At 70.0% G+C, this 23,193-nt stretch carries 23 protein-coding genes and 1 tRNA gene; 12 read left to right on the top strand and 12 right to left on the bottom strand.

Annotated elements, in window-relative coordinates; all coding sequences use genetic code 11:
* Positions 1–2: 2 nt before the first annotated feature.
* The 4 genes from ACEXQC_RS12185 to ACEXQC_RS12170 all read right to left on the bottom strand — a co-directional run bounded on the left by ACEXQC_RS12185 (position 3) and on the right by ACEXQC_RS12170 (position 3,515).
* Positions 3–929 (bottom strand): FUSC family protein, encoded by a 927-nt coding sequence (locus tag ACEXQC_RS12185; RefSeq protein ID WP_374822400.1) that lies wholly within the window; start codon positions 927–929, stop codon positions 3–5.
* Between the two features lie 160 nt (positions 930–1,089).
* A complete protein-coding gene (gene ygfZ, locus ACEXQC_RS12180) occupies positions 1,090–2,343 on the bottom strand; it encodes a CAF17-like 4Fe-4S cluster assembly/insertion protein YgfZ (protein WP_374822397.1) in 1,254 nt (417 codons plus the stop codon).
* 38 nt (positions 2,344–2,381) lie between these two features.
* Positions 2,382–3,110, bottom strand: coding sequence for a nitrobindin family protein (locus ACEXQC_RS12175; RefSeq protein WP_374822394.1), 729 nt, complete (start codon positions 3,108–3,110; stop codon positions 2,382–2,384).
* A gap of 138 nt (positions 3,111–3,248) precedes the next feature.
* On the bottom strand, positions 3,249–3,515 hold the full coding sequence (locus ACEXQC_RS12170; RefSeq protein WP_374822391.1) for a hypothetical protein: 267 nt from the start codon (positions 3,513–3,515) through the stop codon (positions 3,249–3,251).
* 67 nt (positions 3,516–3,582) lie between these two features.
* On the opposite strand from ACEXQC_RS12170, the gene ACEXQC_RS12165 reads away from it, so the two are divergent.
* The 4 genes from ACEXQC_RS12165 to ACEXQC_RS12150 are packed head-to-tail and all read left to right on the top strand — an operon-like array spanning position 3,583 to position 8,705.
* Entirely contained in the window at positions 3,583–4,275 is a 693-nt protein-coding gene (locus ACEXQC_RS12165) for a response regulator transcription factor (RefSeq protein ID WP_374822389.1), read from the top strand.
* Positions 4,244–5,233, top strand: coding sequence for a mycothiol synthase (gene mshD, locus ACEXQC_RS12160; RefSeq protein ID WP_374822386.1), 990 nt, complete (start codon positions 4,244–4,246; stop codon positions 5,231–5,233). The genes ACEXQC_RS12165 and mshD overlap by 32 nt, the downstream gene beginning before the upstream one ends.
* Positions 5,230–6,369: a cell division protein ZapE gene (gene zapE / locus ACEXQC_RS12155; protein ID WP_374822383.1), complete on the top strand. Its 1,140-nt coding sequence runs from the start codon at positions 5,230–5,232 to the stop codon at positions 6,367–6,369. Before mshD ends, zapE begins: the two co-directional genes overlap by 4 nt.
* A gap of 44 nt (positions 6,370–6,413) precedes the next feature.
* Complete coding sequence (locus ACEXQC_RS12150) at positions 6,414–8,705, top strand: glycosyl hydrolase family 8 (protein ID WP_374822380.1); 2,292 nt, start codon at positions 6,414–6,416, stop codon at positions 8,703–8,705.
* Positions 8,706–8,748: 43 nt separating this feature from the next.
* Here ACEXQC_RS12150 and ACEXQC_RS12145 read toward each other — a convergent pair whose 3' ends face one another.
* Positions 8,749–9,054 (bottom strand): helix-turn-helix domain-containing protein, encoded by a 306-nt coding sequence (locus ACEXQC_RS12145; protein WP_374822378.1) that lies wholly within the window; start codon positions 9,052–9,054, stop codon positions 8,749–8,751.
* 178 nt (positions 9,055–9,232) lie between these two features.
* Here ACEXQC_RS12145 and ACEXQC_RS12140 point away from each other — a divergent pair, with 178 nt between their 5' ends.
* The 6 genes from ACEXQC_RS12140 (at position 9,233) to pstB (ending at position 16,578) form a co-directional block, all read left to right on the top strand.
* A complete protein-coding gene (locus tag ACEXQC_RS12140) occupies positions 9,233–11,413 on the top strand; it encodes an RNA degradosome polyphosphate kinase (protein ID WP_374822375.1) in 2,181 nt (726 codons plus the stop codon).
* Positions 11,410–12,336 (top strand): NUDIX hydrolase, encoded by a 927-nt coding sequence (locus tag ACEXQC_RS12135; RefSeq protein ID WP_374822372.1) that lies wholly within the window; start codon positions 11,410–11,412, stop codon positions 12,334–12,336. The genes ACEXQC_RS12140 and ACEXQC_RS12135 overlap by 4 nt, the downstream gene beginning before the upstream one ends.
* A gap of 139 nt (positions 12,337–12,475) precedes the next feature.
* Positions 12,476–13,573 carry a phosphate ABC transporter substrate-binding protein PstS gene (gene pstS, locus ACEXQC_RS12130; RefSeq protein WP_374822370.1) on the top strand — a complete coding sequence of 366 codons (1,098 nt, stop codon included), beginning with the start codon at positions 12,476–12,478 and terminating at the stop codon, positions 13,571–13,573.
* 133 nt (positions 13,574–13,706) lie between these two features.
* Positions 13,707–14,663, top strand: coding sequence for a phosphate ABC transporter permease subunit PstC (gene pstC, locus ACEXQC_RS12125; protein ID WP_374822367.1), 957 nt, complete (start codon positions 13,707–13,709; stop codon positions 14,661–14,663).
* 3 nt (positions 14,664–14,666) lie between these two features.
* On the top strand, positions 14,667–15,770 hold the full coding sequence (gene pstA, locus ACEXQC_RS12120) for a phosphate ABC transporter permease PstA (RefSeq protein ID WP_374822364.1): 1,104 nt from the start codon (positions 14,667–14,669) through the stop codon (positions 15,768–15,770).
* A 28-nt stretch (positions 15,771–15,798) separates the two neighbouring features.
* Positions 15,799–16,578 carry a phosphate ABC transporter ATP-binding protein PstB gene (gene pstB / locus ACEXQC_RS12115; RefSeq protein WP_374822361.1) on the top strand — a complete coding sequence of 260 codons (780 nt, stop codon included), beginning with the start codon at positions 15,799–15,801 and terminating at the stop codon, positions 16,576–16,578.
* A gap of 102 nt (positions 16,579–16,680) precedes the next feature.
* On the opposite strand, the gene ACEXQC_RS12110 is transcribed toward pstB, so the two are convergent.
* The 3 genes from ACEXQC_RS12110 to ACEXQC_RS12100 form a co-directional block, all read right to left on the bottom strand.
* Positions 16,681–17,541: an anti-sigma factor gene (locus ACEXQC_RS12110; RefSeq protein WP_374822358.1), complete on the bottom strand. Its 861-nt coding sequence runs from the start codon at positions 17,539–17,541 to the stop codon at positions 16,681–16,683.
* Entirely contained in the window at positions 17,538–18,134 is a 597-nt protein-coding gene (locus tag ACEXQC_RS12105) for a sigma-70 family RNA polymerase sigma factor (RefSeq protein WP_374822355.1), read from the bottom strand. The genes ACEXQC_RS12110 and ACEXQC_RS12105 overlap by 4 nt, the downstream gene beginning before the upstream one ends.
* A gap of 221 nt (positions 18,135–18,355) precedes the next feature.
* Positions 18,356–18,985 carry a DNA-directed RNA polymerase subunit beta gene (locus ACEXQC_RS12100; protein WP_374822352.1) on the bottom strand — a complete coding sequence of 210 codons (630 nt, stop codon included), beginning with the start codon at positions 18,983–18,985 and terminating at the stop codon, positions 18,356–18,358.
* Between the two features lie 64 nt (positions 18,986–19,049).
* On the opposite strand from ACEXQC_RS12100, the gene ACEXQC_RS12095 reads away from it, so the two are divergent.
* A tRNA-Lys gene (locus ACEXQC_RS12095) sits at positions 19,050–19,125 on the top strand.
* A 69-nt stretch (positions 19,126–19,194) separates the two neighbouring features.
* On the opposite strand, the gene ACEXQC_RS12090 is transcribed toward ACEXQC_RS12095, so the two are convergent.
* The 3 genes from ACEXQC_RS12090 to ACEXQC_RS12080 all read right to left on the bottom strand — a co-directional run bounded on the left by ACEXQC_RS12090 (position 19,195) and on the right by ACEXQC_RS12080 (position 21,433).
* Positions 19,195–19,341 (bottom strand): hypothetical protein, encoded by a 147-nt coding sequence (locus ACEXQC_RS12090; protein WP_374822349.1) that lies wholly within the window; start codon positions 19,339–19,341, stop codon positions 19,195–19,197.
* Positions 19,342–19,635: 294 nt separating this feature from the next.
* Entirely contained in the window at positions 19,636–20,367 is a 732-nt protein-coding gene (locus ACEXQC_RS12085) for a potassium channel family protein (protein WP_374822346.1), read from the bottom strand.
* A gap of 25 nt (positions 20,368–20,392) precedes the next feature.
* Positions 20,393–21,433 (bottom strand): DUF2510 domain-containing protein, encoded by a 1,041-nt coding sequence (locus tag ACEXQC_RS12080; protein WP_374822343.1) that lies wholly within the window; start codon positions 21,431–21,433, stop codon positions 20,393–20,395.
* Between the two features lie 85 nt (positions 21,434–21,518).
* On the opposite strand from ACEXQC_RS12080, the gene ACEXQC_RS12075 reads away from it, so the two are divergent.
* The gene (locus ACEXQC_RS12075) at positions 21,519–22,274 is read left to right on the top strand and encodes a M50 family metallopeptidase (protein ID WP_374822341.1); all 756 of its coding nucleotides are present in this window, start codon (positions 21,519–21,521) and stop codon (positions 22,272–22,274) included.
* Here the strand turns inward: ACEXQC_RS12075 and ACEXQC_RS12070 are convergent.
* Complete coding sequence (locus tag ACEXQC_RS12070; protein ID WP_374822338.1) at positions 22,252–23,187, bottom strand: aldose 1-epimerase family protein; 936 nt, start codon at positions 23,185–23,187, stop codon at positions 22,252–22,254. The two genes, ACEXQC_RS12075 and ACEXQC_RS12070, sit on opposite strands and share 23 nt — an antisense overlap.
* Positions 23,188–23,193 lie beyond the last annotated feature (6 nt).

The raw sequence follows: 23,193 nt of genomic DNA, 5'->3' as shown, positions 1-23,193 counted from the left end.
CATCACACCGTGATGTCGGGCAGCGCCCGTCTGGCCTCGTCGAGGGGCATGCCGCTCGCCGCGAGCAGGTCCAGCACGAGCGGCCGGATCGACACCACCACCGAGGCCTCGGAGTAGGGCTCACCGGGGATGAGGCTCCGCGGATCGAGCCTGATGGCGATGAGCACGAGGCTCTGCCGCACCACAGGTCGCAGCTCCGGGTGGTCGATGCTCTGCGCGAGCATCGACGAGGCGCTCTGGATGCCCGCGAGCAGCTCGGCGAGTTCCGGGCGCGCCCGGTCGCCCGGCAGCACGCTCACCCGGCGGCTCACCACACGCAGGTTGCGGGTGGCGTGGTCCATGTGCAGCTGCATCACCTGCAGAGCCGCGAGCTCGGCGCGGTGGCGGCGGAGGAACGGCGAGATGCGCGCGACCGCCGCCGCGGAGTCGAGCGAGGCCCTCCACTGCTCGATGAGGCCCTGGGTGTCCCTCGCGCGACCGAGCACCATCTCGGCCGTCGCGCGGTCGCCGATGCGCAGCACCGTGGTGAGGGAGGAGACGATGGCGGTGAACGCACTGAAGAACTTGAGCGCCTCGCGCCTCGCCGCCCTCCGCGGGTCGCGAGGGAGCAGGGCCGTGCAGGCGATCGCCACGGCGCCGCCCACCAGGGCGTCGACGGTGCGGGTGAACGGCCCGCCCTCCGGCAGCGGCATGAGCGCCACGAGCGAGCCCTGCACGGCGGCGAGGATGGGCAGGCCAGGCACCGGTGAGAGCAGCCGTGTCACCAGGAGCGCCGCGAGCACGGTGACGGCGAACTGCCAGAGCCCTTGACCGGTGGCGAGCAGGATGAGCTCGCTCACCGTGATGCCGACGGTGACCGCGATGGCGAGCTCGAGCACCCGCCTGGGCCGGGCGTCGAGCACGAGGCCGAGGCTCGAGAGAGTGACCATGACCGCAGCAATCGGGTACTGGTGACCGATCAGGTATGGGCGACGGAGTAGGCGACCGTGGCCGCGACCACGAGCTGCAGGATGGCGGGCAGACTCGACGCCACCCGGTCGAGGGAGACGCGAGCGCCCGCCACGGCGCGTTGGGAGCGCGACGCCTCGCTCAGCGCGTCTTCCGGGCGCCGAGTCGCGGGAGCCGGGGCACGCGGCCCACCGCCGCACCGGCGTCGGGCGAGACGATCTCGTCGGCGCTCGCGGCTATCTCGCCGTCGGCCGAGCGCACCCGGAGCTCGGCGGCGGGATCGAGCTGCCGCTTGACCACGGCGAGCGCGATGGGCCCCCACTCGTGATGCAGCGCCACCGTCGTGAGCGTGCCGGAGGTCTCCTCGGCACCGGCCACCGCCACCTCGTCGCCTGCCGCGGGCAGTGAGCCGTCGGAGCCGTCGAGGTGCAGCAGCACGAGCCGGCGGGGCGGGTGGCCGAGGTTGTGCACCTTGGCGACCGTCTCCTGACCGCGGTAGCAGCCCTTCGAGAGGTGCACGGCCGAGCGCATCCAGTCGAGCTCGTGCGGAATGCTCTTCTCGTCGACCTCGGTGCTGAGGCGCGGGCGCCACGCGGCCACACGCAGCGCCTCGGCCGCGAGGAGCCCGGCGATCTGCAGGTCGCCACGCAGCACGGCGGTCACGAGACCGCCGAACTCGGAGCGCGGCACGAGCGTCTCGCGCCACCACCAGTCGGCGCCGGGGTGCTCGTCGGTCTGGGCGTACTGCACACCACCCGTCACGACCTCCGGCCAGGGGTCGCGCCAGGTGAGGAGGCGCGTGCCGCCCTCGGCATCCGGCGCGGTGGCGGCCACCTCGGCGAGAGCGGGGGCCGCTTCGCCGTCGGGCCCCGCCGCGAGCCAGCCCACCGTGGCGAACTCGGCGGAGCGGTCGGCGATCTCGACCCGCAGCATGAAGCGCATGCGCTGCAGCCAGGCCTCGAGCGCTTCGGTCTCGCCGGAGTCGACGAGCAGCCACGCCGTCTCGCCGTCGTCGAGCACCCTGATGGCGTGCTCGATGCGGCCGTTGGCCGACAGCAGCAGGGTCTCGGCCGACTCGAACGGGGCGAGCCCGCGGATGCTCTGGCTCGTCACCGAGTCGAGCCAGCTCAGCCTGTCCGGGCCCGTGACCGAGATGACACCACGATCGGAGAGGTCGACGATCACGGGCGGGGCCCCGGCATCGCGTGCCCCCGAGCCCGCACCGGCTGCACTGTCTGCACCGAGACCGGCGGATCGCGCCGCATCGAGCATCCGCTGCTCACCGAGCGGGTTGCCGTAGTGCGCGGCCACGCCGGAGTCGGCGCCGGAGCCGGCCACCGCGCCCGGGAGCGAGAGCAGGGCCGAGGTGGTGAAGGGAGCGGGGAGTGGTGGCACAGGTGCCTCCGGTCGGGTCGAGGCGTCGTTCACGGCGCTCAGTCGGTCTTGGCGAGGCGCGCCGAGGCGTGCGTGCGCAGGTCTTGGCCGAGGGCCGCGATGTCCCACGCCCACAGCAGGTGGTTGTCGACGAGCCCGTAGATGCGGGTCGCCGCGGTGTACTCCTTGGCGGTGCGGCTGCGCACCACGGCATCTGTGGCGAGGTCGATGCGCGGGCCCTTGACCTGGCCGAGGTAGAGCTCGCTCACGCCCGTGGGGTGCACGATCGAGACCTCGATGTCGAAGCCCTCGGCCGAGTTGCGCAGCGTCTCGACCGACTGGGCGGTGTTGAACGGCCGCGCGCCGACTCCGGGGAGCATGCCGGGGCCGACATCCCCTTCGATGTGCAGGCGGCTGAGGCGCCAGTAGCCGGTCTCGGCGGTGAGGGGGGTGGGTGTGCCACCGGTCGCCGCGTCGCCGGCGCCTGCGCCGGTCTCGTTCTCGGTCTCTGTCTCTGTCTCTGTGCCCGCTTCGGAGGGAGCGGCGTCGATGCCGGGTATCTTCTCGGCGGCGTCTGCATCGCCGAGGAGCCACGTGTACGAGCTGTAGTTGAGGTAGGGCAGTCCGTCGTGGCTGAAGCTCACGCGCTGGCCGAACTCACGCGACACCCGCTCGGCGGAATCGCCCTCGCCGATCGTGTAGTCGAGCACTCCCGTGCCCTCCCACACGCCGATGAGCCAGGAGAGGGGCACGAGTTCAGCGGGGAGGCCCGTGGGGATCTCGATCATGAGCGCGGCTCGAGGCAGCGGATCAGCGCTGGCCGCGGAACAGCTTGTAGATGACCATTCCGGAGACCCAGGCGATTGCGAGAGACGCAAGCCCGAGGAGGCCGATGAACAGGAGTTCGAGCGCGACGTAGGACATGACTAGATCTTAGTGCTTGCCGCGAAGGCGAGGGGCCCGAGCACCACCGTGGCCACGGCCAGGATGAGCACGGCGCCGCCGAGGCTCGCCGACACCCTGTCCACGAATCCCTTGCGCACGGGCACGATGAGCTGGATGCCGAAGGTCACCACGAGCGCTGCGCCGAGCACCACGGGGAGGAGCACGAGATAGCTGGCGGCCGACGCCAGCACGCCCACGGCGACGACCCCGATGATCGTGAGGATCCAGACCGGGACTACGCTTCTCATGAGCAGACTCATACCCGCCATTCTGCCCGACTAGTATGTACCGCAGGCGTTCTCTGGAGGATCTTACGTGGCGCAGTTGTTGATCCTGACCTCTGCGGTCGACCGAGAGGTGTTGCCCGCACTCTCTCTGCTGAGCCACCGCACGCGTCAGATCCCTGCTGAACCCGCGCAGCTCGTGAACACTCCGAACAGCGATCTCATCTTCGTCGATGCCCGTCACGACCTCGCCTCGGCGCGGTCGCTGTGCAAGATCCTCAGCACCACGGGCATCGGGGTGCCCGTCGTGCTCATCCTCACCGAGGGCGGTCTCACGGCCGTGAGCGCCGAGTGGGGCGCCGCCGACGTGGTGCTCGAGACGGCGGGGCCCGCCGAGGTCGACACGCGCATCCGCCTCGCCATCGGGCGGCAGGTGCAGGATCAGTCGACGTCGAAGATCCAGGCCTCCGGCGTGGTGATCGATGAGGCGAGCTACTCGGCGCGTGTGCACGGCCGACCGCTCGACCTCACCTTCAAGGAGTTCGAGCTGCTGCGCTTCTTCGCTATGCACCCCTCCCGCGTGTTCACGCGCGAGCAGCTGCTGAGCGAGGTGTGGGGCTACGACTACTTCGGCGGCACCCGCACGGTCGACGTGCACGTGAGGCGGCTCCGCGCCAAGCTCGGCGACCTCGAATCCCTGATCGGCACCGTGCGCAACGTGGGGTACCGCTTCAACTTCTTCGAGGACGACAATGAGCGGCTCGCTCACACTCTCGGTCAGTAGTCCCGACGAGGCGCGCGAGCCCTTCCTCCGACTCGTCGCCCGAGCGGAGCTCGTCGACGGCCAGCACCCCTTCAACGACCAGGCGCTCGTCGACATCGGCAAGGGCGCCCGATCGCTGCTGCTCGCCGAGCGCCGCGTGGCCGGGGGCGGGGTCACCGTGGTGGGGGCCGCCATCGTGGGGCAGGGCGAGCTCGAGTTCGTGATCGACCCGGAGTGGCGCGGTGAGGGCCTCGGCCGTCAGCTGCTCGAGATCGTGCTGCGCAACCCGCCCGCCGCGGCCGCTCCTGCCGCCGGGGGCTCGGGTGCCGGCGTCGGTGCGGCAGCGGACGGTGCTCGGATGCTGGCCTGGGCGCATGGCGACCACCCCGCGAGCCGCCGACTCGCCGCGACGCACCGGTTCGCCGCCGTGCGCACCCTGCTGCAGCTGCGCCGGGAGCTCGGCGAGGCGGGCACCGCTGCTCCGGCCGACGCCGCGGAAGCGGGTCTGGCGCTCCCCGAGGGCTACCGTCTCGACACCTTCCGCGGGGGCGACGACATCGACGACTGGGTCGAGCTCAACGCCCGCGTCTTCGCCGACCACGACGAGCAGGGCGGCCTCACCGCCGACGACCTGCGCTTCCGGCTGTCGGAGTCGTGGTTCGACCCCGACGACTTCCTGCTGCTGCGCGCGACGGACGGGCACCTGGTCGGGTACAACTGGCTCAAGATCGAGCCCTCCGACCCGCGGGTGGGCGAGATCTACGTGATCGGCGTCGAGGAAGGCCACGCCGGCAAGGGCCTCGGCCGCATCCTCATGAACCACGGGCTTGCCCGACTGCGCGAGCGGGGGTGCACGCAGGCCGCGCTCTACGTCGACGGCGACAACGAGCGCGCCGTGGCGCTCTACCGCTCCCTCGGCTTCACCGATCACACGATCGACGTGCAGTACGAGCACCGCCCCGGCCCGCTGCGGCGGTGACCGCCTCCACGATCGAACTCGTCCTCGCCGACGCCGCCCGCTCCGGATTCGAACTCGACCCATCACAGCTGCGGGTCCTCAACCGCCTCGCCGAGCTGGCGGCCGCCGCATCCGCCGATCCGCCCGCGACAGGGCACGGGGAGTTCACCGACCGGCCGCGGGGCGTCTACGTGTGGGGTCCGGTGGGGCGGGGCAAGACGTGGCTGCTGGATGCGGTCACCCGCACGCTGCCCCCCGACCGCGTGCGCCGGGTGCACTCGCACCGCTTCTTCGACGAGCTGCACCGTCGCCTGCACGCCCACCGCAGCCATCCCGTGCCCGTGCCCGTGCTCGACGCGGAGGAGCCACAGGAGCCGCCGCAGGTGCCGAGCCGGCCGCACCGGCCGCTCGAGCGCGAGGTCTTCGAGCAGGCGGTCGAGGACGTGGTGGGCACCGCGGGGCTGCTGGTCTTCGACGAGCTGCAGATCAACGATCCGGGTGACGCCGCCCTCATGACGAGGCTGCTCGAGCTGCTCGACGAGCGGGGCATCGCCCTCGTGGTGTCGTCGAACTCGGCGCCGGAGGATCTGCTGCCCGACCCGGTCTGGCACCGGATCATCGAGCCGGGCATCGCCCTCATCCTCGCCGGCATGGACGTGGTCGAGCTCGCGGGCGCCACCGACTACCGCACGGTCGAGACGCCCAGGGCGATCGGCGGCGGATCGGGTTTCGCGTCCGGTGCCTGGCTGCACCCGGAGGCGCTCACCGCGCACGGGCTGCGGCCACCCTCGCCCGAGGAGCGCACCCGGCTCGCCCTCGGCGGCCGGGAGTTCTCCGTCGACGCCGCCCGCGAGAGCGAGGGCGAGCTGTGGGTCTCGTTCGCCGAGCTCTGCGACCGACCGCTCTCCACCATGGAGTACCTCGACTGGGCCGGCCGCTTCGGCGAGCGCTGGGTCATCACGGGGCTGCCGTCGTTCGCCCGCTCGCCCCGCTCGGCGCAGCGCCGGTTCCTCATGGCGATCGACGTGCTGTGCGACTCCGAGATCCCCACCGTGCTCGTCTCCTCCGTCGACCGGCAGCAGTACCTCACCGAGGTCCTCGCCCGCCCCTCCGCGGCCCGCCTCGCCAGCCGCCTCTCCCTCCTCCGCTCCGCGTGAGCTACCCTCAACGGAACGGCAGGGGTGCTGAGGGAATGGGTGCGATGACGACGACGATGCGTGCACGTGGGATCGCACTGGCCGTGACGGTGGCTCTGCTGCTCGTCGGGGCGACCGGCGGCGCCGCCGCAGCCGACGTGCCGGTCCCCACCGAGAGCGCGATCGCCGAGACGGACCCCGCCACGTCCGCGGCTCCGGACGAGGCTGCGGACGCCGGCGTCGACGTGAACGTCGCAGCGGCCGAGGCTGCCGCTACGCCTGCCCTTCCGTTCGGGTCGCACGCCGTTGCCTACCCGAGCGGGGCGGCGGTGTCGCCGGGCGGTGTCGCGGTGGCGGACTCCGCCACCGCCGCCGCCTACGACAGGTGGAAGGCCGCCTACGTGCGGCAGGGCTGCGGAACGGGCCGCTACTACGTCGACGCCTCGAGCTCGGTGGCCGCCGGCAAGCGCGTGGTCTCGGAGGGCCAGGGCTACGGCATGGTCATCACCGCGCTCATGGCCGGGCACGATCCGCAGGCCCGCACCGTCTTTGACGGGCTCTTCCGCTACGCCGACGACCACCCGAGCGCGAGCGACGCCGACCTCATGGCCTGGCACCAGAACGCCTCGTGCGCGAGCACGCCCGGCGACAACAGCTCGGCCACCGACGGCGACCTCGACATCGCGTTCGGCCTGCTGCTCGCCGACACGCAATGGGGATCCGAGGGCACCATCGACTACGCGGCCGAGGCGCAGCGCATCATCGCGGCCATCAAGCGCAGCGAGATCAACCCGCAGACGTTCCTGCCGAAGCTCGGCGACTGGGTCTCGCCCGAGAGCCCGTACTGGTTCGGCACGCGCACCTCCGACCTCATGCTCGACCGCTTCACGGCCTTCGAGAACGCCACGGGCGACGCCTTCTGGGGCCAGGTGGGCCGGGCGACGTCGGCGCTCGTCACCGAATTGCAGACCACGTACTCCCCCGGCACCGGGCTGCTCCCCGACTTCGCGGTCGGCACCGTGCCGGCGCCGGCTCCCGCCGCTCCCGGCTACCTCGAGTCGCCCTACGACGGCGACCACAACTGGAACGCCGTGCGCACTCCCTGGCGCCTCGCGTCGAGCGCCCTCCTCGTGGGCGACGCCTCGTCGCGCGCGGCGGCCGAGCGTGTGAGCTCGTGGATCATCGAGTCCACCAGCTCTCGGCCCGACCGCGTGCGCGCGGGCTACGAGCTCGACGGAACGCCCCTGCAGACCTACGGCAACCTCGCCTTCACCGCCCAGTTCGGCGCGGGGGCGATGGCCGACGGGCGGCAGCAGCGCTGGGTGGATGCGGTCTGGACCGCCATCCGCGACGCACCAGCAGCCGGCTACTACGCCGATTCCCTGGCCTTGCAGAGCATGCTCCTGATGTCGAACAACTCCTGGCTCCCCACCCTCAGCGCTGCGCCCTCCGTGCAGCGGATCGGCGGCGCGGACCGCTACGCCGTCTCCGCGGCGGTCTCGGCCTCCACGTTCTCGCCGAGCACCGCCACGGTCTACGTCGCCTCCGGTCAGGTCTTCCCCGACGCCCTCTCCGCCTCCGCCGCGGCCGCAGCCGTCGGCGCCCCCGTGCTCCTCACCACGCGCGACGCCCTCCCCGCCCCCGTGCAGGCCGAGCTGGCGCGCCTCACCCCCGAGCGGATCGTCGTGCTCGGCGGGCCCGCCACCGTCTCCGGGGCCGTCGCCGCGGCCCTCGGTGCCACCGGCGCCGACGTCGTGCGGGTGGGCGGCGCCGACCGCTACGAGGTCTCGGCGGCGATCTCGGCCATGACCTTCGACGACGAGGCTCCACGCACGGCCTACGTCGCCTCCGGCCAGGTGTTCCCGGATGCGCTCTCGGGATCCGCGGCAGCCGGCGCCGACGGCGCCCCGGTGCTCCTCACCGCCGGCGATTCGGTTCCGGCCGCGATCGGCACCGAGCTCGACCGTCTCGATCTCGAGTCGATGGTCGTGCTCGGCGGCGTGAAGACGGTCTCGGCCCAGACGTTCGCCGCACTGAACGCCAGGGCTCCAGCCACCCGCGTGGGAGGTGCCGACCGCTACACCGTGGCGGCGGCCGTCTCGGCCCGCACGTTCTCCCCCGAGCGCGTGCACACCGTCTACGTGGCCTCCGGAGCCGTCTTCCCCGACGCCCTCTCAGCCTCGGCCACCGCGGCCGCGAACCACGCGCCCGTGCTGCTCGTCACGAGCGATTCCGTTCCGGAGTCGACCGCGGCCGAGCTCTCGCGCCTCGCGCCGTCGCGCATCGTGGTGCTCGGTGGCACCGCCACGGTCTCCGACGCGGTGGCAGCACGCCTCGCCGACTTCCTCGACCGCTGATTCAGAAGCGCTGAGTCACAAGCGCCCGGTCACAAGCGCCGGATCAGGAGCGCTGCTGCTCCTCGCGAGCACGGATGAGGTCGGCCACCGTCACGCGATGGGCCCGCTCGGGGAGCATGTCGGCCGTCATGCCGTCGAGCAGCACCGCGGGGTTCAGATTGAGCGCCCCGGCGATGCGAAGAATGGTGTGGAGAGACGGGTTCGCCTGGCCTCTTTCGATCTTGCCGAGGTTCGTGAAGTGCAGCGCGGCGAGGTCGGCGAGCTCCATCTGGTTGATGGCGAAGCGCTGGCGCTCCTCCCGGATGCGCGAGCCCAGCAGACGGGCGGCCTCGGAATTGACTGAACTCACACCACATGCTTACCTGCCGCATGCTCCTGTATACAGAGTGCAGGATCCGCATGCGTTCCAGCCACAGGTACAAACACTTCAGGAGAACGTCGGCCGCGACTCAGTGCATCCGATTTCGAGCATACCTCATCCCTCCCGCAGTTGATCGGAGTTCACCCACCAGTGACATGATGTGGGGATGGACGACGACATGATCTCGCTCGATGCCGGAGTCGGAACAGACTTCGACGACGACTACGACGAGCTGGCCGTGACCGCTGCGGGGCCCGCCCTGCCCGACGGTCGCTACCTCGACCGCGAACTCAGCTGGCTGGCGTTCAACACGCGAGTGCTCGAACTCGCCGAGGACAGGTCGCTCCCGGTGCTCGAGCGCGCGAACTTCCTCGCGATCTTCGCCTCGAACCTCGACGAGTTCTTCATGGTGCGCGTCGCCGGCCTCAAGCGCCGCATCCTCACCGACCTCGCCGTGCCCACCAACGTGGGCCGCCGCCCCACCGACGTGCTCGACGACATCTCGGTGAAGGCGCACGAGCTGCAGCTGCGCCACGCCCACGCCTGGAAGGATCTCGTCTGCCCGGATCTCGCCGAAGCCGGCATCCGGGTCATCACCTGGGACGACCTCGACGAAGCCGACCGCGAGAACCTGCACGACATCTTCTCGCAGCAGATCTTCCCCGTGCTCATGCCGCTCGCCGTCGACCCGGCGCATCCCTTCCCCTACATCTCGGGACTCTCGCTCAACCTCTCCATCCGGGTGCGCAACTCGAAGACCGGCAAGGAGGAGTTCGCTCGCCTCAAGGTGCCGCAGGTGCTCAACCGCTTCATCCGCGTCGACGACCGCGAGACCCCGGACGAACTGCGCTACATCGCCCTCGAAGACCTCATCTCGAGCTTCCTCGGCGACCTCTTCCCCGGCATGGAGATCGTGGAGCACCACGTGTTCCGGGTCACCCGCAACGAGGACGTCGAGGTCGAGGAGGACGAGACCGAGAACCTCCTGCAGGCGCTCGAGAAGGAGCTGCTGCGGCGCCGCTTCGGCCCGCCCATCCGCCTCGAGATCAGCGACGACATGGATCCGGTGACCCTCGAGCTCATCGTGCGCGAGCTCGACATCACCGAGCAGGAGGTCTACCGCCTGCCGTCGCCGCTCGATCTCGGCGGCCTCTTCGACCTCACGCGCATCCCGCGGCCCGACCTCAAGTACCCCAAGCACGTGCCCACCACGGCGGCGGCGCTGCTGCCGCCCGAGCCCAACGCCAAGCCCGACATCTTCAAGGCCATCTCGCGCGGCGACATCCTGCTGCACCACCCCTACGAGTCGTTCGCCACGAGTGTGCAGGCCTTCCTCGAGCAGGCCGCCGCCGACCCGAACGTGCTCGCCATCAAGCAGACGCTCTACCGCACGAGCGGTGACAGCCCCATCGTGGAGGCGCTCATCGATGCGGCGGAGGCCGGCAAGCAGGTGCTCGCCCTCGTGGAGATCAAGGCCCGCTTCGACGAGCAGGCCAACATCTCGTGGGCACGCAAGCTCGAGAAGGCCGGTGTGCACGTGGTCTACGGCCTCGTGGGGCTCAAGACGCACTGCAAGCTCGCCCTCGTGATCCGCCAGGAGAAGGGGCGGCTGAAGAGCTACAGCCACATCGGCACCGGCAACTACAACCCCAAGACCTCGCGCATCTACGAGGACCTGGGGCTGCTGACCGCCGACGACCAGGTGGGCAAGGATCTCACGAGGCTCTTCAACGAGCTTTCCGGCTACGCCATCGAGAAGAAGTTCAAGCGACTGCTCGTGGCGCCCCTGCACCTTCGGAAGGGTCTTCTCAAGCGGATCGCGACCGAGGCGGAGAACGCCCGCAACGGCCTGCCGTCGGGCATCCGCATCAAGGTCAACTCCATCGTGGACGAGGCGATCATCGACGGCCTCTACCGGGCCAGCCAGGCCGGGGTGCCCATCGAGGTGTGGGTGCGCGGCATCTGCGCGCTCAAGCCGGGGCAGGAGGGCCTGAGCGAGAACATCCAGGTGCGCTCGATCCTCGGCCGCTACCTCGAGCACTCGCGCATCTTCTCGTTCGTGAACGAGGGGGATCCGCAGGTCTTCATCGGCAGCGCAGACATGATGCACCGCAACCTCGACCGCCGCGTCGAGGCGCTCGTGCGACTCGTCGATCCGCAGCACCTCGCCGAGATCGACGACCTGTTCACGCGGGCCATGAGCGACACGGTGGCCTCCTGGTCGCTCGAAGCCGACGGCACCTGGGTGCGCAACGACGTCGACGCCGAGGGAGCTCCGCGCATCGACCTGCAGGACGAGCTCATGCAGCGGATCAGCAAGCGCAAGCGGCCCGGAACCACGCGGTGACGGTCTTCGCGGCGGGGGGTGTGGTGTGGCGGCTCGTGGAGGGCCGCATGATGGTGCTCGTCATCCACCGCACCGCGCACCGCGACGTGTCGCTGCCGAAGGGCAAGGTCGACCCTGGCGAGACCCTGCCGCAGACCGCCGTGAGGGAGATCGAGGAGGAGACCGGGCTCGCCGTGACCCTCGGCGTTCCCCTCGGCGTCACCCACTACACGATGCCCAACGGCCGCGAGAAGACCGTGCACTACTGGGCGACCGAGGCGACGGACAAGTCCGTGCGCGCCTCCACCTTCGTGCCGAACGGTGAGGTGGCGGCGCTCGAGTGGCTGCCGATCGCTGAGGCGGCAGCGGCGCTCACCTACGAGCGCGACGCCGAGATCGTGGAGCGCTTCGGCATGCTCGTCGATGACGGGGTCACCCGCACCTTCGCCATCATCGCGCTCCGGCACGCCAAGGCCACCCCGCCCTACCAGTTCGCCGGCACCGACGCCGAGCGACCGCTCACCGAGCGCGGACTCGTGCAGGCGCGGCTGATCGCGCCCAGCCTCCAGGCGTTCTCCCCGCAGAAGCTCGTGACGAGCACGGCCAGGCGCTGCCGCCAGACCGTGGCCCCCGTGGGCAAGCTGCTCGGGATCGAGCCCAAGACCACCGCGCTCATCAGCCAGGAGTCCTACGAGGAGGGCACGAGCGACGTGCGCGAGATCGTGGGCAAGCGCGTGCGCAAGCGCGTGAGCGCCGTGATCTGCAGCCACGGGCCCGTGCTGCCGGATATCGTGCGGGAGGTCGCCCTCGCCACGGGCACGGCCCCCGCCGCCACCATCTCGCGTGCGGCGGATCTGCCCGTCGCGGGTTTCTCGGTGCTTCACCTCTCGGTCGACCGCCCCGGCTCGGGCATCGTCGCGATCGAGACGCACGTACCCCAGTAGCCGCAGGCCCCTCCTCACGAGCGATCCGGTTGTTCACCTCCCGTTCACCCCGGGGCGGCAGTCTCGTAAGTCCCGTCGCTTAGCGTCTAGGTCGGGCCCGCACCGGCCCGAACTGAAATCACTCCGAAAGGGATTCCTCGTGAAGCTCAAGCGCTATGCCGCCCCCGCGGTCATCGCCCTCACCGCCGCCCTCGCCCTGAGCGCGTGCGCCTCGAACGAAGGCGGCGCCCCCGCCGCTGAAGGAACCGACTCCGGTTCCACCCTCTCCGGCACCCTGACCGGTATCGGCGCCTCCTCGCAGGGCTCGGCCCAGGAGGCCTGGATCGCAGCCTTCCAGACCGCCAACGAGGGCGTCACCATCAACTACGACCCCCAGGGCTCCGGCGCCGGCCGCGAGAGCTTCATCTCGGGTGCCGCCGCCTTCGCCGGCTCGGACTCGTTCCTCTCCGACGAGGAGCTCGCCGGAGAGTTCGGCAGCTGCGTCGCCGACACCGGCGCGATCGACCTGCCCGTCTACATCTCGCCGATCGCCCTGATCTTCAACGTCGAGGGCGTCGACACGCTGAACCTCGACGCGACCACCGCGGCGAACATCTTCAACGGCAGCATCACCACCTGGAACGACCCGGCCATCGCCGCGCTCAACCCGGAGGCGACCCTCCCCTCGGCGAACATCACCGCCGTGCACCGTTCGGACGACTCGGGCACCACCGAGAACTTCACCGACTACCTCGCTCAGAACGCGGGCGACGCGTGGGGCGAAGAGGCATCCGACACCTGGCCCTTCCAGTCCGGTGAGGGCGCTCAGGGCACCTCCGGTGTCGTCGACGCCGTCACCAACGGCGTGAACACCATCGGTTACGCCGACGCCTCGCGCGCCGGTGAGCTCGGCGTCGCCGCCCTCAAGGTCGGCGAAGAGTTCGTGGACTACACCCCCGAGGCCGCTGCAGCCGTCGTCGAGGGCTCGCCCCGCGTCGAGGGCCGTGGAGACAACGACATCGCCATCGAGGTCAACCGCACCACCACGACCGCCGGCGAGTACCCCCTCGTCCTGGTCAGCTACATCATCGCCTGCCAGGAGTACACCGACCCGGCCTCGGCCGAGCTGGTGAAGGCCTACGTCGGCTACATCGCGAGCGACGAGGGCCAGGCTGTCGCAGCCGACGCCGCCGGCATCGCGCCGCTGTCGCCCGACCTGTCGGCCGATGTCGCCGCAGCGATCGAGTCGATCAAGTAAGACTGCTCCACCCACTCTGTCCGGTTCCGTTCTCTCGAGATACGGGACCGGACAGAGTCGGGTCCGGCCCCAAGCCGCGACCCACCCCCTCGCACACACCCGCTCCTAGTCCGATGTCAGGAGACCAGGTCCTATGACCATCGCCCCCGCGAAGCAGGAAGCACCGCGTCCGATCAAAGCGAAGCAGCGCCCAGGTGACGCCATCTTCTCGGCCTCCACCGTCGTGGCCGGATCGCTCATCCTCGTGGTGCTCGCCGCCGTGGCCATCTTCCTGATCGCCGAGAGCATCCCGGCGTTCACCGCAGGGTCCGACGACCTCAAGGGCGGTGCGGAGAACTTCTGGTCCTACGTCGCCCCCCTGGTGTTCGGTACCGTCTGGGCCGCGTTCCTCGCGCTCCTGATCGCCGTGCCGCTCGCCATCGGCATCGCCCTCTTCATCTCGCACTACGCCCCGCGCAAGCTCGCGCAGGGCCTGGGCTACATCATCGACCTGCTCGCCGCCGTGCCGAGCGTCGTGTTCGGGCTCTGGGGCATCACGGTCCTGGCCCCCTTCGTGCAGCCCTTCTGGGCCACGCTCACCGAGCTCTTCGGCTGGATCCCGCTCTTCGCCGGACCCGTCTCGGGCACCGGCCGCACCGTTGCCACGGTGGCCATCGTGCTCGCGGTCATGATCCTCCCGATCGTCACGGCGCTCTGCCGCGAGATCTTCCTGCAGACCCCCAAGCTCCACGAGGAGGCCGCGCTCGCGCTCGGTGCCACCCGCTGGGAGATGATCCGCACCGCGGTGCTGCCCTTCGGTCGCGCCGGTATCGTCTCCGCCTCGATGCTCGGCCTCGGCCGCGCCCTCGGCGAGACGATGGCCGTGGCCATGGTGCTCTCGCCGCAGGTGCTCATCTCCTTCGCCCTGCTGCAGTCGACGAACCCCACCACGATCGCCGCGAACATCGCGTTGAACTTCCCCGAGGCCAACGGCGTCGGCGTCAACGTCCTGATCGCGACGGGCCTGATCCTCTTCGCCATCACCTTCGCCGTGAACTTCATCGCCCGCGCCATCGTCAACCGCCGCAAGGCCTTCTCGGGAGCCAACTAGATCATGTCGACGATCACCACTCCCCCGCCGTCGAAGACCTCGGCGCCGATCGCCAACACCCTCACCTCCGGCATCCTGCCGAAGCCCGTGCCGTGGATCCTGCTCGGCGCGAGCCTCGTGATCATGGCCGCCGTCTTCGGCATCCTGCTCGCCGCGGGAGTCAACGAGAGCTACAACGTCATCGGGGCCGTGTTCTTCGGAACCGTGCTCTGGGTGATCGTGAACTACGCGGTGTCGCGCTCGTTCGAGGGCGCACGGCCCGCCATGAACCGCTTCATCACCTCCCTGGTGACACTCGCGTTCCTGGTGGCGCTCCTGCCCCTGATCTCGCTGCTCTTCACCACGATCTCGAACGGCCTGCCGAGCTTCAACCTCGACTTCTTCACGGGGTCGATGCGCAACGTGGTCGGCGAGGGCGGCGGCGCCCTGCACGCCATCATCGGAACGCTCGAGATCACGGGCATGGCGACGATCATCTCGGTCCCCGTCGGCCTCCTCACCGCGATCTACCTCGTGGAGTACGGTCGCGGCCACCTGGCGCGCGCCATCACCTTCCTCGTCGACGTCATGACGGGCATCCCGTCGATCGTCGCGGGCCTCTTCGCCTTCGCCTTCTTCGCCCTCGTGCTCAACCAGCCCGGCATCCGCTTCGGCTTCGGTGGAGCCGTGGCCCTCTCGGTGCTCATGATCCCCGTGGTCGTGCGCTCGAGCGAGGAGATGCTCAAGCTCGTGCCGAACGAGCTCCGCGAGGCCTCGTACGCGCTCGGTGTGCCGAAGTGGCTCACGATCGTGAAGGTCGTGCTCCCCACCTCGATCGCCGGCATCACGACGGGTGTCATGCTCGCCATCTCCCGTGTCATCGGTGAGACCGCGCCGCTGCTCATCATCGCCGGCTTCACGCAGAGCATGAACTACAACCTGTTCAACGAGCGCATGATGACCCTCCCGGTGTTCGTGTACACCCAGTACGCGAACCAGGGTGTGCCGGCGGAGGCCTACATCGACCGGGCCTGGGCGGGTGCGCTCACCCTCGTCGTGATCGTCATGCTGCTCAACCTGGTCGCGCGAGTCGTCGCCAAAGTCTTCTCCCCCAAACTCGGCCGCTGACGCGGAACTGAAACCCGAAGGAACCCTCGTGTCAAAGAGCATCGAAGTCAACGACCTCAACGTCTACTACAGCAGCTTCCTCGCCGTCGAAGGCGTCTCGCTGCGCATCGAACCGCGCACGGTCACCGCGTTCATCGGCCCGTCCGGTTGCGGCAAGTCCACCTTCCTCCGCACGCTCAACCGCATGCACGAGGTCATCCCCGGCGCTCGCGTCGAGGGCGAGGTGCTGATCGACGGCAACAACCTCTACGGCCAGGGCGTCGACCCCGTGCTCGTGCGCCGACAGGTGGGCATGGTCTTCCAGCGCCCCAACCCGTTCCCCACCATGTCGATCGGCGAGAACGTGCTGGCGGGCGTCAAGCTCAACAACCGGCGCATCTCGAAGTCGGATGCCGACGACCTGATCGAGAAGTCGCTGCGCGGTGCCAACCTCTGGAACGAGGTGAAGGACCGCCTCGGCCTGCCGGGTTCCGGTCTCTCCGGCGGTCAGCAGCAGCGTCTGTGCATCGCCCGCGCGATCGCCGTCTCCCCCGACGTGATCCTCATGGACGAGCCCTGCTCGGCCCTCGACCCGATCTCGACGCTCGCCATCGAGGACCTCATCGAGGAGCTCAAGTCGGAGTACACGGTCGTGATCGTGACCCACAACATGCAGCAGGCCTCGCGCGTCTCGGACCGCACCGCGTTCTTCAACATCGCGGGCACCGGCAAGCCGGGCAAGCTCATCGAGTACGACGACACCACCACGATCTTCTCGAACCCCACGGTTCAGGACACCGAGGACTACGTCAGCGGCCGCTTCGGTTGATCCGCAGCCTCACAGCGAAGAACCCCCGCGCCCTTCTGGGTGCGGGGGTTCTTCGCTGCGTGCTGCGCTCTGTGATTCGTGCGGTGCAGGATCGGGTTGCGGCTAGGCCGACTCGACAACGATCACGGGGTCGGTGGTGGGCGACTCGGATCCGCCGGCGGGTTCGACCGTGACTCCCACCGTGACGCCCTCGGCCATGGTGCCGTCGAGCACGTGCCAGGCGGTGCCCGATCCGGCGGTGAACGTGCCGGCGGGCACGGCGCCCTCGGCGTCGATGTACCAGGCCTCGTAGACCTTGTCGTCGGGCAGGGCGGGCAGACCGTCGGCCACGACGGCCGAGCGGCCGAGCTCATCGGACCACACGAGGGTGGCCGTTGCGCCGCCCTCGAGCTCGACCGTGGTGCGCTGGGCGTCTGAGGCCGCGCTGATCTCGGCGAGCTGGGTGGCCGAGGCCTCGGAGACGGTCGGGGTTCCGGGGCCGGAGAGCGATCCGCCCACCACTCCTCCGCCCACGAAGAGGGCGGCAGCGGCGGCCACACCGGCCACGAGGCCGACCGGGCCGGCGAACCAGCGACGGCGCGCCTTGGCCTCGGCGGCGGTTGCGACAGGGGCCACGAAGACATCCCGATGCGCGTCGTCGACGGGCTCCGGAACGATCTTCTGCTCGGCCACCGGCATCTCCGTGGGCGTCGTCGACGTCGCGGTCGGCTTCTCCACCGGCAGCTGGGGGGTCATCGCGATCTTCGCCATCAGGTCGGCCTTCAGCCGCTCTGAGGGCTGCACGGGCGGGGCGGAGAGGGCGAGCACGAGCGCGGTCTCCCGCAGCTCGTCGGCCTCGGTCTGCAGCGAACCCGCTGCATCGGTGGCTCGTTCCACGGCGGCGCGCTCGTCGGCGTCCACCGCATCGAGGGCGTAGGCGCCCGTGAGTTCGCGCGGGTCGATGGCATCTCGGCGGTCGTTCATGAGCTAACCCCCATTTCATCTCGAAGTCTGATCATTCCGTCGCGCAATCGCGTCTTGACGGTTCCCACCGGTATTCCCAGAAGCCCCGCCACCTCGGTGTGGCTGTAGCCGCCGTAGTAGGCGAGCGAGATCGCCTGTCGCTGGAACTCGGTGAGCTGGGCCATCGCCTTCTTCACCCGCTCGTGCTCGATCCTGATCTCGACCGCCTCGGAGACGTGGTCGTACGAGGGCTCGATGTCGCGGAGCCCGATCCGCTCGTCTCGGTCGTGACCGGACTGCGAGGAGCGCACCCGGTCGACGGCCCTGCGGTGCGTCATCGTGAGGATCCACGACATCGCACTGCCCCGTGTGGGCTCGAACCTCGTGGCCGTGCGCCAGATCTCGAGGAAGACCTCCTGGGCCACCTCTTCGGACTGGGCATGGTCGACGAGCACGCGCTTCACGAGACCCAGCACCCGAGGGGCTGTGCGGTCGTAGAGCTCGGCGAACGCCGGCTGGTCTCCCCCGGCGATGTCGTGCATCAGCGATTCGAGCGACACCTCAGGCTCTGAAGCATCGTCTGGCCCTCGATCGGAAGTCACGAGTTCAAGCATGACAGGACTCGCTCTCTCTTGCTGATCCGGCACGGTGGTCGTGCACGATCGTTATTCGGAGAGGAGCCGGGATCGGATTGGCCGCGCGGCGGAGATGCGCCCGGGGGAATCACACCGGAGATGACACCGGGCCGCAGAAACGCCTCTCGGCGGAAGGCCGCTCGTAGCGGCGAATTTTGGAGCCCGGGGTTACTGCGGCCCGGCGAACACCATTCTACCGATCAGTCGAGGCTGTCGTGTCGCCAGAGGGTGGCGGAGTGCGCCAGATCGGCGGCGATGCTCTCGAAGCGCAGGGCTCGGGTGGTGAGTGTCGAGGCCGTCTCGGGGGCGCCGATCTCCGCGTCGTCGGCGATCGCGGCGCATCCCTGCGCCATGATCCGGCAGAAGGCGGCGGCCCGATCGAGGGCCACCGCAAAGTCCCCTGTGAAGAGTCCGCGCAGGATCTGATCGGCCAGATCGATGATCTCCTTGGGCCCCGTCGGCGACTCGGCGCCGGCCAGCACGGGGTCGATGCCGCGGAGCACCGTGCTGCCGCGCTCGTAGAAGTAGCTCGTCTGCTCAGGGTCCTGCCTGATGAGCACACGCAGCAGGTAGATGCGCCAGAGGCTGCCGGGAAGGCTGTGCGCGCTCGCCCGCGACCACAGCTCGGCGACCGCGTCGATGCCGTGCTCGTCGGTGAAGGTGAGCAGCCGTTCGATGATGTCGGGCTGCGGATCGTCGCGCACCCGGCTCAGCAGCGCACCGGCGGTCTCGTGTGCGACCCGGTTGATCTGCGCGGGATCCTCGCCGCCCTTGAAGGCGTCGAGCGCCCCGCTCTCGAACAGAGCAGGCTTGTGGAAGTCGTCGGCCATGGCGTCCATCCTGCCCCTTCTCCCCGCGCGTCGGACCCAGCAGCAGGCGCTAGTCTGGAACCGAGGGCCTGTAGCTCAGTTGGCAGAGCATCGGACTTTTAATCCGCGGGTCGAGGGTTCGAGCCCCTCCGGGCCCACCAACCTCTCCGGCACCTGCCACCGGAATGTCACCGAGCCCCCGACATCCGCAGCCGACGCCGACGCCGATCTCAGATGCTGCCGGCGGAGCGATCCCGCGTCCCGCATAGATCGAACACCTTGACGAGGGCAACGTAGAGCACCGCAATGAGCGCGGTGAGAACGAGAACCAGAACGATCGCAGCCACGACGAACGCGACGTAGACAGCACTGCTCATCCCCATGAGCCGATCGTATCCGACCCGCAACCAGCACGGTCTCGACGCCGGTCCGCCACGAACTCTGATCATCGGCCTCACGCCGACCTCGTCAGAACAGGCACTTCCAGCGCCGATCTGAGGGCGGAGGAACTCCGCACCGAGGCCCTTCCGTGTGCGCGGGTCGGCCCTTATAGCCATCAGCACCTCGGGTGGGTCTAACGCTCACATTGCGACCGCAGCCGTTCCAATCCTTCCAAGGAGTCCTCCTCCAGTCGGCGCATCAGTCGAAGCGGCTCCGTTTAGTCCGGACGGTCAGGGGGCTCGCGGGCTAGAGGCGGGGCCCTGCGCATCGAGGGTGGCTTGGAGGTGGGCTATCTGGGCGGAGAGGGCCTGGAGGTCGCGGCGCGTGGCCGCCGCGTCGTCATCCTCGCGGTGGGCCACCTTCTCGACGATCCACGAGGCGATCGTGGCCGTCACGACTCCGAGCAGCGCGATGCCGCCGAGCATGAGTCCCACGGCGATCAGGCGCCCCTCGACGGTGACGGGGAAGTAATCGCCGTAGCCCACGGTCGTGATCGTCACGAAGGCCCACCACAGAGCGTCTCCGAAGGTCTCGATGCTCGATCCGGGCGCACCCCTCTCGGCGTCGAGCACCGCGAGCGAAGCGACGAAGACGAGGAGAGCCGAAGCGCCCGCCACGTAGATCACGACCCGACCGCGGAAGGCACTGCCCGCTGTCCGGTTCAGGATGCTGAGGAGGGTGACCAGCCGGAGCAGCCGGAGCGGTCGGAGCATCGGGAGCACGACGATGGCGAGGTCGAGGAGATGCCGGGAGAACCATCTCCACCGCTGCCGCGCGAGGGCGAGGTTGACCAGGTAATCGACGACGAAGACGAGCCAGGTGATCCCGATGACGGTCTCGGTAATCACCGCCGCGGGGCCGGAGAGGTCGGCGATGATCTGCCAGGCGTAGACGAGGAGGAAGAGGGCGGCGACCCCGGCGAGGGGCCATTCCGTGAGACGCCGCCATCTCTCCTGGGTCATGCGCGAGCTCGCTGACCGACGCGGGTCAGCGGGGGGTTGCTTCTACCGTGAGGCGGGCCTGCTCCTGGAGGAGCTCGTCGAGGATCGTGACCGTGTAGGGGCCCGGGCCGATGTCGTAGCCGACCTGGCCCGTCGACCTGTCGCCGACCGGGACGTCGCCGGATCCGAGGGGCGTCTGCAGCGCGATCGCGTAGCCGCCCTGCACGCCGTTCGCATCCTTCGCATCGAAGTAGAACGGGTTCGACGACGTCACACCCTCGCTCGTCTCCCACAGCACATCGAGGATGAGATAGCCGCCGTTGCTCGCGGGGATGTCGAAGTCGCTGCCGGTCGTGGGGCCGTAGGTGGCTCTCAGGATGGTGATCTGCGCCACTCCCCCGCTCTGCACGAGCTCGATCGGCACACCGATCTGCAGCTCCTCGCCACCGGGAGACGGCTCGGTCGAGGTCTCGGGCGACGGCTCGATCGATGGTGCCTCGGTGGGGAGCACCGGCACCGGCTCCGGGGTGTACGACGAGATCGCGTCGTCGATCGACGTGATGGCCGCTCCGGCGAGCAGGAACGCGTAGACGAACGTCATGACGATGGCGAGGATGAACGCCAGCCCCGAGAGGATGGTGCCGATGAGCGCCCGCGTCTTCGCAGGCCCCTTCTTGATGAGCGCGATGATGCCGATGATCACGCCGGCCAGCGCCACGACGACCGCGAACACCGACACGGCCGGGATGAACGCCATGACGATCGAGACGATGCCGAGGATGAGCGCGGTCGTCGCCAGCCCGGTGCCCGCCTTCGGCGGCTGCGCCGGGGGCTGGCCCTGGGGCTGGTAGGGCTGCTGCCCGTACCCCGGATGCTGCTGCTGCGGCTGCTGGTACCCCGGCTGCTGGTAGGGCTGCTGCGCCTGGTAGGCGGGCTGCATCGGCGGCACGGGCGGCTGCGACTGCTGCGCCGAGGCGAGGGGCCTGCGCTGCTCGGTCCACGCCGATCCGTCCCAGTACCGCTCGGATGCCTGCCCCTGTTCCGGATACCACCCGGCGGCGGGTCGAGGACTCTGTGGATCGGTCATGGTGTTCCCCCTTGTAGCTGTGCTGCCCACCCTAGCGGCACCCTCCTCCCGACGATCCCCCTGGTGGGGCCTGTAGCGTGCGGGGGTGGATGACGTGCGCATGATGTGGGAGCTGCTGCTCGAGCGGGCCGCGGCGCCCGTGGGGGTGTCGGTGCTCGTGGCGGCCGGGATCGCGCTGCTCGTGGTGGCGATCACGCCGATCTGGCGCGTAGCGCGGTACGCCGTGACGCTCGCCCACGAGGGAGCCCACGCGATCGTGGCGGTGCTGGCGGGGCGCCGGTTGAGCGGCATCCGCGTGCACTCCGACACGAGCGGACTCACCATCTCCCGAGGGCGACCGCGCGGGCTCGGAGTCGTGCTGACCTTCGCGGCCGGCTACCCGGGGCCCGCGATCATCGGCCTCGCCGGAGTGTGGCTCACGGCCGCAGGTCAGGCGGTGGGGGTGGTCGTGGGGCTCGTGGTGCTGCTCCTCCTGGCCCTCGTCCTCGTGCGCAACGTCGTGGGCGGGGTGGTGGTGCTCGCGGTGGGGGCCGTGCTCGTGGCCGGTCTGCTGCTGCTCCCGATCGGAATCGGATCGGCGCTGCCGCTCCTCCTCTGCCTCGTGCTCGTGGCGGGATCGGTGCGCTCGGCGATCGAGCTGGGGTTCACCCGCCGGCGGCACCCGGGCACGTCCGACGCCGATGCGCTCGCCCGGCTCACCCACATCCCCGCCGTGGTCTGGGTCGCCGTCTTCGTGGTCCTCACCACCGGCGGCGCCGTCGCGGCCCTCGCGGCGCTCCTGACGACCACGGCGACGGCGACGGCCGTCACGGCTGCGGCTACGGCTGCGGCCGTGATGTGAGACGGATCCCCCAGCTGAGCGTCCACTCCTCCCCCGGCACGAGCCAGCGCAGACCCTCCCCCGAGTTGAGCGCGTTCGCGGGAGCGGTCATGGGCTCGAGCGCCACGGCCAGACGCGGGCCGTCGATCGAGGCGAAGTTCGGCGGCGTGAAGGCCTGCAGGTAGCGGAAGTTCTCGTCGGCCCACAGCTCGACCCGCCGCCCGTCCGGCGCATCCAGGGTCTGGCTGCTGCGGCCGTCGGTGAGCCGCACGCCGCCGAACCCGTGATCGATCGAGAGGTCTCCCACCCTCCGCCCCAGCGCGAGATCGAAGTCGGTGCCGGCCACGGCCTCCTGCGACACCGGGATCTGCTTCTCGTCGGTGAGGAAGCGGGTCTCCACGTCGAGCGTGAGCACGAGGTCGGAGCTCGGCACGTCGCCGATCCGCAGGTACGGATGCGCCCCGACCGCCACGGGCGCCGCCTCCGCGGAGTCGTTGCGGATGGTGTGCGTCACCGTCAGCCCGTCGGCCACGAGCTCGTGCTCCACGGTGGTCTCGAGCAGGAAGGGGTAGCCGTGCTGCGGATGCACGGTGGCCGCCTGCCGCACGCGGTGCCCCTCGTGCGCCAGCAGCCGGTAGCCCGTGTTGCGCAGCAGCCCGTGGGTGGCGTTGCCCTTCGCGGGCTCGGTGAGGTCGAGCTGCTGCGGCTCGCCGTTCAGCTCCCAGCGCCCGCCCGCGACCCGGTTGGGCCACGGCACGAGCACGATGCCCGCGGCCCCGGGAGGTGTGGCCGATTCCGCGAACGTCTCCACGAGCGCCGTGCCGTCGACCTCGAGCACGCGCAGCCCCGCCGCCAGCTCGGTCACGACCGCCGTGACGACGGATCCCCCGCTCTCGAGGCGGAGCGGGTACTGGGTTCCGGTGGGCGCGCGCACGCTCCC

The organism is Herbiconiux liukaitaii (assembly GCF_041927495.1).
In the GTDB taxonomy this organism is placed as follows: Bacteria; Actinomycetota; Actinomycetes; order Actinomycetales; family Microbacteriaceae; genus Herbiconiux; species Herbiconiux liukaitaii.
The sequence above is the reverse complement of the archived record's forward strand: the minus strand, read 5'-3'. Positions and strand labels throughout refer to the sequence as shown.